Raw genomic sequence first — 15,291 nt, 5'->3', positions numbered from 1 at the left:
ATGATGAAAAGAAAATTGGAGATATGGACTTTTTTCACCTTCGCCCTGCTGGCACTCTTTTTGGTGTTTTTGATTTATCCGCTCTTTGGTATTCTGCAGCAATCGGTGATTGATGAAAACGGACGCTTTACCTTGGAGCAGTTTCATAAGTTTTTTACCAACCCGTACTACAGCAGTACTATTTTGAACAGCTTTTCGGTGACCATTGCCATTACCTTAAGCACCTTGGTTTTGGGCATTCCTTTTGCCTATTTTTATTCCTTTTATCAGTTAAAGGGAGCAAAATTCCTCTTTGTGGTAAGTATTCTTTGCTGTATGTCCGCTCCTTTTATCGGGGCATACGCGTGGATTATGCTTTTGGGACGCTCCGGCGTGATCACACAAGGACTGGCTAAAATAGGCATCAATATAGGCAGCATCTATGGCTTTAAAGGAATCCTTTTTGTGCAGGCTTTAAAGCTTTATCCGTTGGTATTTATCTATATGAACGGTGCTTTTAAGAACATTGACAATTCCTTGATTGAAGCATCGACCAGCCTTGGCTGTAAAGGAATTAACCGTTTCTTTAAGATTATTTTGAGTCTTTCCATGCCGACTATTTTGGCGGCATCTTTGCTGGTGTTCATGCGTTCCTTTGCAGACTTCGGAACGCCTTTGATTATCGGAGAGGGCTTCCGTACCTTCCCGGTGGAAATCTATAAGCAGTATATCGGAGAAAACGGAACAAATCATGCCTTTGCCGCAACAATTTCCGTAGTGGCAATTCTGGTTACCGCATTGGTTTTCCTGATTCAAAAGTGGGCGGGAAAGAAATTTACCTTCTCTATCAATGCCCTGCATCCGGTAGAAAAGCAGCGACCGAAGGGAATCATGGGAATCTTGATTTATCTCTTTACCTACGGATTAAGCGGAATCGCAATTTTGCCGAATGTTTATATCATTTATCTGTCCTTTAGGAACTGCGACAGATCGGTGTTTAAGCCGGGGTATTCTTTGATTAATTATACGCAAGCGGCAAAAAAGCTCCTTGTACGTTCCATACAGAATACCTTCCTATTGGGATTTTTGTCTCTGGCATTGATTATTTTGGTTTCCATCATCATAGCTTATCTTGTAGTGCGTAGAGGCAATTTCTTAAACAATGCAATCGATACTCTTTCCATGCTCCCTTATATTATTCCGGGATCGGTAATCGGTATCGCGCTTGCGGTGTCTTTCTCAAAGCCGCCTATCGTGCTTGTAGGAAGCCTTTGGATTATGGTGCTTTCCTTGGTTATTCGGCGAATGCCCTATACCATACGTTCTGCAACCGCAACTTTGGTGCAGATCCCCTACTCTATAGAGGAAGCGGCACTGAGCTTGGGCTCATCTAAGCTGAAGACCTTTACAAAGGTAACGGTTCCGATGATGGCAAACGGAATTCTATCCGGTGCAATTTTGAGCTGGGTGGCCATTGTTACAGAGCTTTCCAGTGCCATCATCCTGTACAACAATAAGACGATTACTCTGACAATGTCGGCGTATGTGGCAATTTCCAGAGGAAACTACGGTATTGCAGCAGCCTTTTCTGCGGTGCTTACCATTTTAACCACGATTTCTCTGATTATTTATCTCTTTGTAAGTAAGTCTGAGGATGTTAAGGTTTAATTAAATAATAGATTGACACCCCCCTATGGACTAGTAATCCTTTTGGGAATATAGTCATAGCTATGAAAGTTTTTGTGCATAAAACAGAAATGTTTTAGCGATAGATTAAGGAGGAAAAAAATGAAGAAAAATCTAATGAAGTGGCTTGGTTTAGGCCTTCTCACAGTGAGCCTTGCGGCTTGTGGCGGTGCGAAGAGCGGCGGAGATGATGCAAAGCAGGCAAGCTCTGCAGAGACAGAAGCAGGGAAGGAAGAAAGCAAGGCGGAAGCGGAGAACACAGAGGATCTCGGGGATAGCCTTACTCTCTACTGCTCTATGACAGATGATGATGTAGATACTGTATTGGAAGGCTTTAACGAGCTGTATCCGGATATTACGGTAGAGGTTGTAAACGGTTCTGCGGGAGAGCTTTTTGCAAGACTCAAGGCAGAGTCGGCCAATCCGCAGGGAGATGTTATGCTTGGCGGCATGAACCAGGCTGACGGAGACAAGAATAAGGATATTTTTGAGCCCTTTATATCCGTTCACGAAGATGAGCTTCCGGACAAGTATAAGAGTAACAACGGATTCTATAACTATGACCACCTTTCTTCTGTGGTATTCTGTGTGAATACCGATTTAGAGAAGGAGCTCGGCTTGGATATTAAAGATTACAAAGATCTTTTGGATCCGAAGCTGGAAGGAAAGATTGTATTCTCCGATCCGAACGAGTCTTCCGCGGCTTGGAACAATATCTCCAATATTATGGCTGTTTATGGAAATGACAGTGATGAGGCATGGAGTATGATTGAAGGCCTGATGAAGAATAAGATGGTTATCCAGGGAAGCTCTTCCGCTTGTTTTAAAAACGTGGCCGATGGTGAATATGTAGTAGGTCTTACCTATGAAGACGGTGCGTCTACTCTCTTAAAGAGTGGTGCAGAGAACATTAAGCTGGTATATCCTGCATCCGGAAGTTCCAACTTTGCTTTCGGTTGTGCAGTGGTAAAAGGTGCTCCGCATATGGCTGCTGCAAAGGCTATGGTAAACTTCCTTATGTCTGCTGAGAGCCAGACTGCAAGAGGAAACGCTCTCGGAACTATCCGTCTGACCAATCCGAACGCAAAGATTGACTACAAGTACATTCCGAAGGATGAGGATGTAAAGTGGGTAGATAGAGACATAGAGTGGTTGATTAATAACAAGGACCAGGTATTAGAGCACTGGAACAAGCTCTACACCGAGTACTACAAATAAGATAAATCTGAAAATCGATTTAAGCTTATAAAATAAAAGAGAAAATGTAGAAAAAGGAATCTTCAGATGAATTATTCATGGAGATTCCTTTTTTGAAAACTATGGAAAAGGGGGCGTGACAAACGAATGCTGGAAGCTTTAAAGGAAGAAGTTTTTCAGGCGAATCTGGAATTAAAAAGACAAAATGTGGTGATTTATACCTGGGGAAATGTAAGTGGTATTACGGAAGATAGAAAATATATGGTCATAAAGCCATCCGGTATTGCCTATGAAAAGTTGCAGGCAGATGACATGGTTGTACTGGAAGTAGAGAGCGGAAAGAAGGTGGAGGGAGAGTGGAATCCTTCCTCCGATACGGAGACCCATCTTGTTTTGTATCGTCGTTTTCCGAAGCTTCTTGGTATCGTTCACACGCATTCCACTTATGCCGTGTCCTTTGCCCAGGCAGGAAAAGCCATCCGGGCTTTGGGAACCACGCATGCGGACTATTTTTATGGAGATATTCCCTGTACCAGAGCCTTAAAAGAAGATGAAGTGAAAAAAGACTATGAAAAGAATACCGGAAAAGTCATTGTGGAGTGTATTGAAAAGCTGCAGCTTGATCCACTTGCCATTCCCGGTATACTGGTAAAAAACCACGGTCCTTTTGCTTACGGTATTTCCCCTAAGAAGGCGGTGGAAAATGCGGTAGTTCTTGAAAAAATAGCGGAAATGGCTTTTCGTACCTTACTTTTAAATCCAGAGTCTTCTATGGAAAGCTATATTTTGGATAAGCATTATTTTAGGAAGCACGGTAAAAATGCTTATTATGGACAAAAGAAGTAAAATGACTTATATATCCTCTCTTCCTTGTCGAAAGAATAAATAGCTGGAAGTATCGAGGGAGCATGATGAAAAACATGATAAAAACCATGGTGGGAATAACTCATCTTTGAGTTGTTTTTTCATATATAGTCATTTTTACCTCTGAACAAGAAGAGCCATCAGGCGGTTTTATCCGTCGATGGCTCTTCTTGTGTTTTTTAAAGATAGGTATTTATATCAAATAATAGTCAAATATCGATGTCAGATATACTAATCCAGTTCGGAATAGCAGATTTTATAGCCTTTTCCGACAATCTCCACAACCTGTTCGATTTCCCCGTCGGGATTTGTAATATGGAAGGAATTGGAACTTCCCTTATCGTCCTGGAAGAAATGCACTGCTGTTCCGCAGGAAGAGCTTAAGTCTCTGGGAACCGGCTGTAATTGTGCATTGTTCCCTTCCTTTAATTTTGCTTTCTGAAAACGCATAGCCCCGAAATGGCTGTGAAAAGTGGCAATATATTCTCTTATCATTTTAATCCTTTTTCAGAGTTACTAAAAACTCTTCGTCATTTTCCTTTTTGAATGTTGTCGAATAGCCTGCAGACTTTGCATAGCGGGAAACATTTTCCACACAGGCCATATTGTCGGTTAAAAGAGTATACTCTGCTTCGTGGCTCTTATCTACCGCGTTTTTGATGAGAATAACCGGCTGTGGGCAAGAAAGCCCTCTTGCATCAATCATCTTTAGCTCCTCTCTGTCCCTGCGGACTCTTTTTTGGAAAATGTATTTACTGCAGCGATGATGAATAAAACAATAAGACCGATGATTACCGCAACTTTGCCGTTCGGAGTCGGACCTTTTCCGGATGCGGCAAGGCCAAAGTTATGGCAAAATGCTGCGCCGACCAAGAGGCCGAGATAGGTAACGGCAGAATCCGTATTTCCTTCTCCTGCCATAACCATCTGTCGAAGAGGGCAGCCCCCGAGGAGACAACAACCGAAGCCTGCAAGAAGCATGCCGAGGAAGTTCCATAAAGCGTCATTATGAGCAACAGGCTGCTCTACAAAGCCTAGATTGAACTTTCCTAATGCAAGGTTCCCAATAAGAGCGGTAACAAAAATCATGCAAAAACCGATTAAGAGCTTTGGCTCACGGAATAGAATCATGTCGCGGAATCCGCCGACCATGCAAAGTCTTGTGTACTGTGCCAAAGCACCTACGATGAGTCCGCCTGCAAGAGAAATGATGATGGCGGCGTGCTTTGCTCCCGGACCTTCCGTGGTAAAGAAGATAAAGGCCGGAGCGGCAACAACGAGAATAAGAAGTGCTATCAGTGCCATCGGATAAAACAAGCCAGACAGAACCCCATGTTAGCGGGATTACCCATAAGCACGAGTGCTACGGAAATAATTCCGATGATTCCTCCGGCGAGGGCGATGTTGATACGCTCCGCTTTAAAATTCATACTTCCTCCTCCTTCTTCCATATCTTCACAATGATTATATTATTCTTAAATCTTCCGATATTATAGCACGTAAATTTGTGCATAATTATTGTAAAATCAGAATAAAGGAAAGACTTATAGAGAAAAGTGAATAAATAAAAGTGAAAAAATATAAGTGAATAGATAAAAGATATATATCTGTTTAACACGATCAAAAAAAGGAGATGTTGCAGATTGCTTCTGTAACATCTCCTTATCTCAGCTTTTGATTAATCTTGGTTTAGTTTCCTTTATAAGACAGATTCCTCTTGGCGTGATTCGAATTTCCGGGATCACAGGCAGAGCCATAAAGGAAAGAGTGATAAAGGGGTCGATGCCAATAGGAACGCCCATTTCGTGTAGTTTTTTCTTCATCTTCCGAAGGCTTCTTCCCACTTCTTCATATCCGCAATCGGTCATCAGTCCCATAATGGGAAGAGGAAGAGTTTCAAAGACCTTGCCATGAGAAACTACGGTGTATCCGCCCTGAGAGCGAATCAGTTCATTTACCGCAATACTCATATTGAGGTCGGAATCTCCTATCACAATGATGTTATGAGAATCGTGGGAAACGGAGCTGGCCACTGCACCTTGGTGGATATTGTAGCCATGACAGATTGCCACAGCCATCTTTCCACTGCCAAGATGCCGTTCGATTGCCGCAATTTTTTGGTATTCCGGATATTCCGTAGGGTCAAAATTGGAAGTGCGACGGAAGGAAACCTGTAAACGCTCGGTTGTAATCTGTCCTTCCATGATTCCGATGACATTGCTGATTCTTCGGAGCACCGGAAGATGAAAATCCTCTGCCTTCAAAGGACTGCAATGAACGGTTTTTTTCAAGTCCTTCGGACAGCGTGGAATAAATATTTTCTCTTCTTTTTCTATGCGCTTTCCCTTGTGATAAACGGAAAGGATGTCTACCTTCTTTGGGTCGGAAAGGAGAACAAGATCCGCCTGTTTTCCCGGGCTGATAGCACCCAGATGCTCTAAATGATAGCAGTTCGCGGTATTGATGCTAGCCATTTGATAGGCATCTTTTACGGGAAGCCCCAGAGCAATGGCCTTTCTGATGGAGTGGCTTATATGTCCTTCTTCCAGTATATCTTCAATATGCTTATCATCCGTGCAGAAGGAAAAACTGCGTGTATCAATATGTTCTCTGAGTATCCCCTTTATAATCGCTTCTAGATTTCTGGCTGCAGAGCCTTCCCGCACGTGCACATGCATACCGCATCGTACTTGTTCTAAAGCATAGGGAAAATCAACCGCTTCGTGGTCTGTTCGAATTCCGGAGAGTGCATAGGCCTGCAGTGCCTCTTTTTCCAAAAATGGGGCATGACCGTCAAGGGTTTTTCCGTCCATGCTCTCCAGCTTATTCCACATTTCGGGATTTATGCGGAGAACACTCTGTGCATCCATGACTTCCCCTAAGCCTAAAATCCGGGGGCTTTCCAAGTAAGGATGCATGTCTTTCGCGAGAAAAGTTGCTCCGTTATCATCTATATTTGTGGATGGAACACAGGATGGGAGCATCACATAGACATTTGCGGGGCTCTTTTCACTTTGCTGTAAAATATAGTCAATGCCGGCGGCTCCTGCGACGTTGCAGGCTTCGTGCGGATCCACGATAAAACTTGTTGTGCCGCAAAGTGCGGCAGTGCTGATGAGTTCATTCGGGGAGACCATAGTGGATTCTAAGTGCAGGTGTGCATCAATGAATCCCGGGAAAAGATATTTCCCTTTACAATCCACGATTTCGTTTCCGCGGAAGCCTTGTCCGATTCCGACGATATAGCCTTGTTTGACAGCGACATCTCCTCTGTAAAAGCTGCCTGTGTAAACATCGAATATATTTGCATCCTTAAAAATAAGATCTGCGGAGCTTTCTTTTAAACAAACTTTAGACAACTTGCTGTAGAGATTCCTGTTCATGGTATTCTACCTCACAATATTTCACAAAAATGTTGACTGTCTGATAAATTACCATATATTATTACACAAAAGACTCCTTTTATCCAGCAATCCATACTTAAATATATATAATGTATAATTGAAAAGAAAATAGAATTTTAGAGAAAAAGTTAAATTTCAAAAAATAGAATTATAGCAAGTGTTAATATAAAAATGAAATGGATGTGAAAAAACCATAGCCTTTTTTTCTGTTTGATGTAAAATAGCCATGTTATTCGTTCTATACGAATATGGTAAAATTCAGTTTGAGAGCAGCAGGGGATAATGTAGGAACTTTATTTAATCTCATTGAATCCCGACAGGAACAAGTCGTGAAGTCTATGTCGGTTTTCATATACTGTCTATTTACTTTTTTAGGGGGACGACAAATGGAAAAATTTTTCAAACTCAAGGAACATCATACTGATGCAAAGACCGAGTTCATAGCGGGCATTACCAGCTTTATGACGATGGCCTACATTCTCGCAGTGAATCCCAGAATTCTTTCTGCAGCCGGAATGGATGCAGGAGCTGTATTCACTGCAACAGCCATAGCTTCAGCTATTGCCAGTATCATGATGGCGCTTCTGGCAAATCTACCCTTCGTTCTTTCTGCAGGAATGGGCCTAAACGCTTACTTTGCTTACACGGTGGTCCTGAATATGGGCTATAGCTGGCAGATGGCTTTGGCTGCTGTTTTTGTAGAAGGCGTTATCTTTATCATTTTATCTCTCACGAATGTTCGTGAGGCAATCTTTAATGCCATCCCGCCTACTTTGAAGTTGGGTGTTTCCGTGGGATTCGGTCTGTTCATAACCTTTATAGGCTTACAAAATGCGCACGTTGTAGTAGATGGTGCAACGCTTGTAACCTTATTCTCCTTCAAGAGTTCTTTGGTAAACGGAACCTTCAATTCGGAAGGGATTACTGTAGTTTTGGCAATTCTCGGTGTTTTAATTACAGCCGTTTTGGTTATAAAAAATGTAAAAGGAAATATTCTCTTCGGTATCGTGATTACCTGGTTACTCGGTATTCTCTGTCAGCTTGTCGGTCTCTATCAGCCTAATCCCGAGGCGGGATTTTACAGCCTGATTCCAAGCGGCATCATTGCTATGCCTGCATCCGTTGCGCCGACCTTTATGCATCTGGATCTTTCGAAAGTTGCGAGCCTGGAGTTTTTGGTTGTTGTTTTTGCCTTCCTTTTCGTGGACGTATTTGATACCTTGGGAACTTTAATCGGTTGTGCTTCCAAGGCGGATATGCTGGATGAAGAAGGAAAGCTTCCCGGGATTAAGGGGGCACTGCTTGCGGATGCTATCGGAACAACTGTGGGCGCCATTCTTGGAACCTCCACGATTACGACTTTCGGAGAGTCTGCATCCGGTATTGCGGAAGGAGGAAAAACAGGTCTTACCTCCATTGTTGTGGCAGGATTTTTCCTTCTTGCACTTTTCTTCTCTCCGTTATTTCTTGCAATTCCATCCTTTGCAACTGCACCGGCACTCATTGTTGTAGGCTTCTTCATGATGCAGCAGGTGGCAAAGCTGGATTGGAATGATATGCTTACTGCAATTCCGGCATTTATCTGTATCATTGCCATGGCATTTACCTATTCCATTTCTGAAGGGATTTCTTTCGGTATCATGAGCCACAGCATTATCCATCTGGCTACCGGAAACGGTAAGAAGGTCAGTGCTCTTATGTATGTTCTGACTATAGTATTTATTTTAAAGTATATCCTGATTTAAACTTTTATTTGGATATTAGAGACGGTCGTAACGATAGGTTTCAGGGGAAAAAACTTTGCACTACGGAATAAAAATAGACTAAAATATACTTAGGTTTCGGATGGATTTTCGATGCTGCGGTAATGTCTTAGTTTTAAAGAAATGTCGCAGGAGAAACCTGCGACATTTCTTCTATAGGAGGGAAAATGGAATATTTAGTTCGTGGAGACCTCTGCTTCAGTATTGATGCAGCACATATTGAGACCAAAGAAGATGCATACCTTCATGTAAAGGACGGGAAATGTATTGCTACTTATGAGAATGTTTCTGCAGAGCTTTCTTCTTTGGAAATAAAAGATTACAGAGGAAATCTGATTCTTCCGGGCATGGTGGACTTACATCTTCATGCTCCGCAGTATGCCTATCGAGGAACAAAGATGGATTTACCGCTTTTAGACTGGTTAAACATCAACACTTTCCCCGAGGAAGCAAAATACGAGAATGTAGACTATGCTAAGGCGGCTTATGAGAACTTTGTGGAGGACTTAAAGGAAAGCCCCACTACAAGAGCTGTAATCTTTGCGACTCTGCATAAAGATGCCACACTTTGTCTTATGGACTTACTGGAGAAGACGGGGCTTAATACCATGGTGGGAAAGGTCAATATGGACCGGAATTCTCCGGATTATCTGACGGAGCATAGTGCGGAAGAATCCTTAAAGAACACCGTAAACTGGTTAGAGGAGATTCCACAGGATTACCAACACTGTCATCCCATTCTTACTCCGCGTTTTACGCCAACCTGCTCGGATGCTCTCATGGAAGGTCTGGGAAAACTGATGAGAGAGAGGAATCTGCCTTTACAGTCCCACCTTTCTGAAAATAAAGCGGAAATCGAATGGGTAAAGGAACTGTGCCCTGATGCGAAAAACTATGGAGACAGTTATGATCGCTATGGTCTTTTGAATCGTACCGTTATGGCGCATTGCGTTCATACAGAGGAAGAGGAATTGGAACTTTTAATGCAGAGGGGTACCTTTATCTGTCATTGTCCGCAGTCCAACACCAATCTGCAATCCGGCGTTTCTCCGGTAAAACATTTTTTAAAGAGAGGTGCAAAGCTTGGCCTCGGAACGGATGTGGCAGGCGGTGCAAACCTATCCATGTTCCGTGCAATGACCGATGCGATACAGGCTTCCAAGCTGAGAAACTGTCTTCTGGAAGAAAAGGATTCCGCTTTAAACATGGAAGAAGCCTTTTATATGGCTACCCTCTCCGGCGGACAGTTTTTCGGGAAAGTAGGCTCTTTCCTTCCGGGGTATGATGCGGATATTCTTGTATTTGAACGAAAAAGAAAGGGCGTGAGAAAGGAAACGCTCCTGGAACGTTTGGAGATGCTCCTTTATACGGAAAAAGAGCTGTTTGACTTAAAGGCCAAGTTTGTTCAGGGGAGACGGATTTTATAGCACATCTAATGCACAAAGCGGATATTTACGGATATGCTTTGGAAAGCGTATAAATGAACTATAGCGAATGAAAATCCGGATAAAAGAGTAGAAGATAGAGGGATAAAAAATGGAAGAGAAGAGAAGAAAGAAGAGGATGACTTTGGGCTTTGTGGTTATGGCATCCGGCTATAGTCGACGCTTTGGGAGAAATAAACTTCTTGAACCGATTGCAGGAAAAGCAATGATTACTTACTGTTTTCGAAATCTTTCCGAGCTTCTCTATGAAATGAGTGCTGTCGGTTCCCTTTCAGAAACCATTCAAGAAAGCGGAAATAAGGAAAAGAAACTGAGCCTGACTTTGGCACAGCCCTTAGTTGTAACTCGTTATCCCAAGATACAGGAGTTGACAATAAGCTATCAGTTTCAGAGCATCATGCATAACGAAGAGGAGCAAAGTGATACTGTGCGGATTGCTTTATCGGCACCGGAGGCAAAAAACTGGCAGGGCTGTATGTTTTTGACGGGAGATCAGCCTCTGCTTTCTAAGGAAAGCCTTTGTCGAATGGTTAAAGAATTTGCGAATCATCCGGACAATGTCATTCGCTTAAGTTATCAGGAAGAGGGGGGGAATCCTGTCATTTTCCCCAGAAAGTATTTTGATGCTTTGAAGAATCTGACGGGGGACCATGGAGGAGGTTTCCTTCTTAAGAATGGTGTAGTACCTTTGCCGGAAATTATCAAGCTTCCCGCAGAGAGAGAATTTGAATTATGGGATGTGGATAGTGAAGAATCTTTAGCAAAAGTAGAACAACTTATGCACTTGTCTTAGGACAGGTGCATAAGTTGTTTTTACCCTACAACTATAAGTGAAGTGGAAAACCTTTTACAAACCGCTTTAATACAAAATCAATCCTGCGATGCTCTTGCCCAGCTTTTCACATCGTCTCTTCATGTTTAGGATGGCACGAAGTTCACTTTTTCCTTTTGCCACAAAGACAATATTTTGCGCGGCACCGAGTCTTTCTATACTCTCTTCATTTTTGAAAATGTTATAGGCATAACTGCAATTAAATTGAGAATGATCACATGCCATGAAGTCCTCCGTTTTTTCACAGAGCTGCTTGTCCTCCCCGACAAAAAGGATATCTGTTCCTGTCTGCTTCTCTCTTAAAAGAAGGGAGAGATTGGTTTTAGCCAGGGAAAGGAGGTTCTCGTCATCCTTTTCACGCTCCTTGTCTCCGGAGAGCTTTTCGGAAAGAGAAGGAAGAATGCCTTTTCTGCCATAGCGCTTTTTGCTTCCGAGGACGGTAAAGCCGTAAAGGCTTTCCAGATCTTCTTCTTTTGGAAGCTTTGCTTCCAGTAAGTACTGTAGTGTGAATAGGAAAACGGAGAGAAATCCGCCAAGGAAGAGACCGAGGACAGCCTGCTTCAGAATTCTTTTTTTGGAGGATTGTGTGGCATTGTTCACTGCCTTCGGAAGTTCCTTCTTCGCCTTCTCCAAATCTGAAATGATTCTTATACGAGTATTGATACTGTCTTTTTTTTCATTCTGTCGGAGAAGGATACTGCTTTCCATAGAGCCTGTTAATGCATCTTCCTTTATAAGTGCATTACGGTTTACAGAATGTGTGGTCATTCCTAAAGTGGTTTTATCATTTACCAGATGAAGATCATGCATTGCTACATTTTCCTGCATGCCATTTTCTGCATTTAACCAATATTCTGCTGCGGCATCTCCCATCTTTTGTACATCTTCTTCACTTGCCCCGGTAAAGCAGAGACTTAAGGTTCCTGCTTCATCATTTGAACGGAAAAAGAGAATATCCGCTACGTCACTTGCTTTCATGCTGCCCTGTGCGACTGCAATCGATTCATAAAAGCTACCCGACTGAAAAAGAGAACTGTAATTCTCTGTTAAAGCTGCCCGCTCCGCATTTTCCGCAAGATCTCCGCTTTTTTCTCCGGAGTCTTCCGTGAAAGGGATATTACCGGAATCAGGAACCTTCACATAGAGGTCAATCTGTCTTTCGTATACCTTGTCCGGATCTAAAGTAAAAAGATAAGAATTCTCCCAGTTGTCTTGTTCCCAGAGCAGTCTTTCCTTTTCTTTTTTTATTTGGGCGGTATAATAACGCTCGTTTGCAGTCAATCCTTTTTCTTCCAGTGCTTTTTCTTCCTTAAGATCTTTATCTTGTAGAGTGGCTTCCTGTACATTTCCGTCTTTTTTTGAAGTTTCCTCTTCGGGCATTGCTCTAAATTTTACAAAGACTCCTGCAAAAAGCAGACTGATGCCGATAATCCAAAACCCCTTTCGTAAGTACAGTGCAATAAGCTCAGCTAAGTCAATTACTACTTCTTCTTGTATTTCTCTTTCCATGTTTTCTTCTCCTTTTTATGTCAAACCAATGCTGTTTTACTTTAAATCCCAGCTGGAAAAATGGAGTAAGGCTTCTAAAACACCGCCGCCGATGGCTCTCGCCTTATCTGATATATTTTCATATTCCACTGCTTCGCCTCTTGGATCCACATCTCCGACCTTCATGCCGGAATACACGGAGATGCCTTCTTGCAGCATCCCTCTTAATCGTCCGGAAATACAGGTAATTACCGCTTCCCCGCTGACTCTTGCACAGACATCGCCTTTTTCCACCAGACTTCCCAGAGGAAGCGTTTTTTCCATGATTCCATCACAGGGTGCACGAAGAACCCGTTCTATCCCGTATCCTCCTATAATTCCCGGAACACCGGTGTTCGGGATTGCAGATCCATTGAGAATCACTCTACCCAGATTGTGTCCTCTCTTGGTTTCGACTACCGCGTGACAGTCCTTGCCGGCTGTGAAGCCGGGGCCTACACCGATGACGACCTTTGCATCCGTGATTTCCGTCCCCAGATTGTGCTTCGCTAAAATCGCATCCACTACCGCATCAGGCTTTAAACGCTTTAGCATCTCCTTTCCGGAATCAATGACTACGGGAATTTTCTTTTCTTTTATGGCTGCCCAAACCTCTTCCGGAGTTCGTGCCAAGACTGCGTTGATTCCTTCCACCTCCGTTTTTCCTAAGCGGACTGCTTCGGAAAAAGCAACATTTCTTCGAACGGCAGTAGGAATCGCCAACTCACTGTGACAAACCTGTATTCCTGCACGATAGAGACGTGCAGAGATTCCTGTTGCGAGATCTCCGGCACCACGGATAAATACAAACATTTTAGTTCCAACTTTCTTTTTAAATTCATAGATAGATTTACTTAACATCACAATGAAGGTATTGTACCATAGAGAGAAAAAAGAGTCGCTTTTTTCTTTCCTTTTTTTGAAAAGAAAAAGAAGATAAATGGAATGGAATATTAAATTAATGGAGTAAAGGATGAAAAATAATATTCAATATAAAAATCTATCACAACAGGATATTGTAGACTTTCAATGTGATGATTGCGGCATGATAAATCAGCTATGTAAAGGAGATAAAGAAACCGAGCAGGCTCTTTTATCCCTCTTGGAGCGGATTCCAAAGGGCGTGATTTCGATTATAGGAAGCGGCGGAAAAACTTCTTTGATTCAGGCTCTTTCTTTACTTTTATCAAAAAAAGGGAGTGTTTTGATCACGACGACGACCCATATTTTTCCTTTTTCTCATTGTGAAAATATCCTTGTAGAGGAGACGGATTCCGAGAAGAATATTCTTAGCTTGGTGGTTGAGGGCTTTCGGAGGCATCCGATTTTGTGTATCGGAGTAAAAGGAAAGGACGGAAAACTTACTAAGGCACCGATTCTTTTTTCTACATTGGAAAAGCACTGTGATTATATCTTGGTGGAGGCGGACGGCTCGAAACACTTACCTGCGAAAGCGCATAATGAAAGAGAACCGCAACTTCCCAAAGAAACAAAGTTGTCTGTTTTAGTGTTTGGGCTTTCTGCTTTGCATAAGCCGATAGAGGAGGTTGTGCATCGCGTAGAGCTTTTTCGGGTTCTTTTTACCCCGCCATTAGAGATGGGGGTCGTCCTTTCGGAAGAGCTCTTGGCGGAAGCATTGCAAAAAGAAAATCTTGGAGACCTCCTTTTTCTTAACCAAGCGGATTGCATAGAAAAAAAAGAGCGGGAAGAACTCCGCTCTTTTCTGGAAAAATATTTGCATAAACCGGTTATATCGGCTTCTTTACTTAGTCTGCATTCTGGTGCTCTCTGTTAAAGTCGGAAGCATTTACTTCGCCTGCCTTTGGCTTTACACCATTTCCCTGAATGGCTCTTGGCTTGTAATTCTTCATTACGCCATTCTTCTTCTCGGGAACGACAACCTTCGGCTTTTTCTTATCGATTGCTTCCTGCTCTGCCTTCTCAAGTTTTACTTCTACTTCTTTTTCCTGTACTCCGTTATCCGGGTCGCCAACATACCATGCACCGTCAGCATTTACCGTGTAACCGTCAGGAGTAGTGGTATCCATTAATACCCAACCTGCATCATCAAAATAGTAGCACTCGGCAACTCCATTTCTGTCTCCATCAAGCCAAGCCCATCCGGATTTCGCATAACTTCCGTCTTCGTATCCATACCACCAACGTCCGTCATTTTCCCCCTGACCTTTATTCCAGTTTGCCATAGCGGGGATAGATGCCACAACACTCATAGCCAATGCAAGAGTGCAGAACAGTTTCATTTTCTTCATAATTTTAACCTCAACTAATACATGATTTCATTCAAAAAATTATAAACTGGATTTATTTTACTAGAGAAGAGAAATAATACAATAAAGAAAATCTTAAGGATGAGTTGTTTTTCCTTACTTCTGTAAACTTTTTGAAGGGGAATATTCCATAGAGTAAAGATTTTGTCAGTTGATAAAAAATAAAAAGAGAGCAATCGGAATATTCTTTGCAACTTTACCTATCTTGGAAGAAATAGTATAATCATGAGGACTTTCTTTATAGGAAGAAACAGAGTATGGGAAGAAGTATTTTACAGGTTTTACATCTTCCGCCGACTTATTGTT

Annotated in this window: 15 protein-coding genes; 7 read left to right on the top strand and 8 right to left on the bottom strand. The window is 42.5% G+C overall.

Translation table 11 applies throughout. The annotated features are described in order from the left end of the window. The 3 genes from HMPREF9625_RS03250 (at position 1) to HMPREF9625_RS03240 (ending at position 3,708) form a co-directional block, all read left to right on the top strand. Positions 1–1,647, top strand: a complete 1,647-nt coding sequence (locus HMPREF9625_RS03250) for an ABC transporter permease (RefSeq protein WP_009538259.1) — start codon at positions 1–3, stop codon at positions 1,645–1,647. A 120-nt stretch (positions 1,648–1,767) separates the two neighbouring features. After that, a complete protein-coding gene (locus HMPREF9625_RS03245) occupies positions 1,768–2,883 on the top strand; it encodes an ABC transporter substrate-binding protein (RefSeq protein WP_009535574.1) in 1,116 nt (371 codons plus the stop codon). Between the two features lie 126 nt (positions 2,884–3,009). Next, the gene (locus HMPREF9625_RS03240) at positions 3,010–3,708 is read left to right on the top strand and encodes an L-ribulose-5-phosphate 4-epimerase (RefSeq protein WP_009535573.1); all 699 of its coding nucleotides are present in this window, start codon (positions 3,010–3,012) and stop codon (positions 3,706–3,708) included. A 249-nt stretch (positions 3,709–3,957) separates the two neighbouring features. Here HMPREF9625_RS03240 and HMPREF9625_RS03235 read toward each other — a convergent pair whose 3' ends face one another. The 5 genes from HMPREF9625_RS03235 to ade form a co-directional block, all read right to left on the bottom strand. After that, complete coding sequence (locus HMPREF9625_RS03235) at positions 3,958–4,221, bottom strand: putative Se/S carrier protein (protein WP_009535572.1); 264 nt, start codon at positions 4,219–4,221, stop codon at positions 3,958–3,960. Between the two features lies 1 nt (position 4,222). Next, positions 4,223–4,432, bottom strand: coding sequence for a sulfurtransferase TusA family protein (locus HMPREF9625_RS03230; RefSeq protein ID WP_009535571.1), 210 nt, complete (start codon positions 4,430–4,432; stop codon positions 4,223–4,225). 2 nt (positions 4,433–4,434) lie between these two features. After that, the gene (yedE, locus tag HMPREF9625_RS03225) at positions 4,435–5,031 is read right to left on the bottom strand and encodes a YedE family putative selenium transporter (RefSeq protein ID WP_009535570.1); all 597 of its coding nucleotides are present in this window, start codon (positions 5,029–5,031) and stop codon (positions 4,435–4,437) included. Next, complete coding sequence (locus HMPREF9625_RS11720) at positions 5,022–5,156, bottom strand: hypothetical protein (protein WP_009535569.1); 135 nt, start codon at positions 5,154–5,156, stop codon at positions 5,022–5,024. Before HMPREF9625_RS11720 ends, yedE begins: the two co-directional genes overlap by 10 nt. Positions 5,157–5,393: 237 nt before the next feature. After that, on the bottom strand, positions 5,394–7,109 hold the full coding sequence (gene ade, locus HMPREF9625_RS03215) for an adenine deaminase (RefSeq protein ID WP_009535568.1): 1,716 nt from the start codon (positions 7,107–7,109) through the stop codon (positions 5,394–5,396). Positions 7,110–7,516: 407 nt separating this feature from the next. Between ade and HMPREF9625_RS03210 the strand changes: the two genes are divergently transcribed. From HMPREF9625_RS03210 to HMPREF9625_RS03200, 3 genes are all read left to right on the top strand, one after another. Then, positions 7,517–8,875: an NCS2 family permease gene (locus tag HMPREF9625_RS03210; protein ID WP_009535567.1), complete on the top strand. Its 1,359-nt coding sequence runs from the start codon at positions 7,517–7,519 to the stop codon at positions 8,873–8,875. Between the two features lie 185 nt (positions 8,876–9,060). Next, the gene (locus HMPREF9625_RS03205) at positions 9,061–10,320 is read left to right on the top strand and encodes an amidohydrolase family protein (protein ID WP_009535566.1); all 1,260 of its coding nucleotides are present in this window, start codon (positions 9,061–9,063) and stop codon (positions 10,318–10,320) included. Positions 10,321–10,429: 109 nt separating this feature from the next. Beyond that, entirely contained in the window at positions 10,430–11,131 is a 702-nt protein-coding gene (locus tag HMPREF9625_RS03200) for a nucleotidyltransferase family protein (RefSeq protein WP_009535565.1), read from the top strand. A 66-nt stretch (positions 11,132–11,197) separates the two neighbouring features. On the opposite strand, the gene HMPREF9625_RS03195 is transcribed toward HMPREF9625_RS03200, so the two are convergent. Continuing rightward, the gene (locus HMPREF9625_RS03195; protein ID WP_009535564.1) at positions 11,198–12,679 is read right to left on the bottom strand and encodes a YveK family protein; all 1,482 of its coding nucleotides are present in this window, start codon (positions 12,677–12,679) and stop codon (positions 11,198–11,200) included. A 36-nt stretch (positions 12,680–12,715) separates the two neighbouring features. Beyond that, on the bottom strand, positions 12,716–13,510 hold the full coding sequence (gene yqeB / locus HMPREF9625_RS03190; protein ID WP_009535563.1) for a selenium-dependent molybdenum cofactor biosynthesis protein YqeB: 795 nt from the start codon (positions 13,508–13,510) through the stop codon (positions 12,716–12,718). Positions 13,511–13,670: 160 nt separating this feature from the next. Here yqeB and yqeC point away from each other — a divergent pair, with 160 nt between their 5' ends. After that, positions 13,671–14,492 carry a selenium cofactor biosynthesis protein YqeC gene (gene yqeC / locus HMPREF9625_RS03185; protein WP_009535562.1) on the top strand — a complete coding sequence of 274 codons (822 nt, stop codon included), beginning with the start codon at positions 13,671–13,673 and terminating at the stop codon, positions 14,490–14,492. Here the strand turns inward: yqeC and HMPREF9625_RS03180 are convergent. Beyond that, positions 14,464–14,967 (bottom strand): hypothetical protein, encoded by a 504-nt coding sequence (locus HMPREF9625_RS03180; protein ID WP_009535561.1) that lies wholly within the window; start codon positions 14,965–14,967, stop codon positions 14,464–14,466. The genes yqeC and HMPREF9625_RS03180 overlap by 29 nt on opposite strands. Between the last annotated feature and the right edge of the window lie 324 nt (positions 14,968–15,291).

This window comes from Oribacterium parvum ACB1 (assembly GCF_000238055.2).
Taxonomy (GTDB): domain Bacteria; phylum Bacillota; class Clostridia; order Lachnospirales; family Lachnospiraceae; genus Oribacterium; species Oribacterium parvum.
This window is presented reverse-complemented; position numbering and strand designations above follow the sequence as displayed.

Coding starts and splice junctions, on each gene's coding strand:
- ade (WP_009535568.1), bottom strand. CDS start 7,109: ATGAACAGGAATCTCTACAGCAAGTTGTCTAAAGTTTGTTTAAAAGAA.
- HMPREF9625_RS03205 (WP_009535566.1), top strand. CDS start 9,061: ATGGAATATTTAGTTCGTGGAGACCTCTGCTTCAGTATTGATGCAGCA.
- HMPREF9625_RS03210 (WP_009535567.1), top strand. CDS start 7,517: ATGGAAAAATTTTTCAAACTCAAGGAACATCATACTGATGCAAAGACC.
- HMPREF9625_RS03250 (WP_009538259.1), top strand. CDS start 1: ATGATGAAAAGAAAATTGGAGATATGGACTTTTTTCACCTTCGCCCTG.
- HMPREF9625_RS03195 (WP_009535564.1), bottom strand. CDS start 12,679: ATGGAAAGAGAAATACAAGAAGAAGTAGTAATTGACTTAGCTGAGCTT.
- HMPREF9625_RS03180 (WP_009535561.1), bottom strand. CDS start 14,967: ATGAAGAAAATGAAACTGTTCTGCACTCTTGCATTGGCTATGAGTGTT.
- yqeB (WP_009535563.1), bottom strand. CDS start 13,510: ATGTTTGTATTTATCCGTGGTGCCGGAGATCTCGCAACAGGAATCTCT.
- yedE (WP_009535570.1), bottom strand. CDS start 5,031: ATGGCACTGATAGCACTTCTTATTCTCGTTGTTGCCGCTCCGGCCTTT.
- HMPREF9625_RS03245 (WP_009535574.1), top strand. CDS start 1,768: ATGAAGAAAAATCTAATGAAGTGGCTTGGTTTAGGCCTTCTCACAGTG.
- yqeC (WP_009535562.1), top strand. CDS start 13,671: ATGAAAAATAATATTCAATATAAAAATCTATCACAACAGGATATTGTA.
- HMPREF9625_RS03235 (WP_009535572.1), bottom strand. CDS start 4,221: ATGATAAGAGAATATATTGCCACTTTTCACAGCCATTTCGGGGCTATG.
- HMPREF9625_RS03230 (WP_009535571.1), bottom strand. CDS start 4,432: ATGATTGATGCAAGAGGGCTTTCTTGCCCACAGCCGGTTATTCTCATC.
- HMPREF9625_RS03240 (WP_009535573.1), top strand. CDS start 3,010: ATGCTGGAAGCTTTAAAGGAAGAAGTTTTTCAGGCGAATCTGGAATTA.
- HMPREF9625_RS03200 (WP_009535565.1), top strand. CDS start 10,430: ATGGAAGAGAAGAGAAGAAAGAAGAGGATGACTTTGGGCTTTGTGGTT.
- HMPREF9625_RS11720 (WP_009535569.1), bottom strand. CDS start 5,156: ATGAATTTTAAAGCGGAGCGTATCAACATCGCCCTCGCCGGAGGAATC.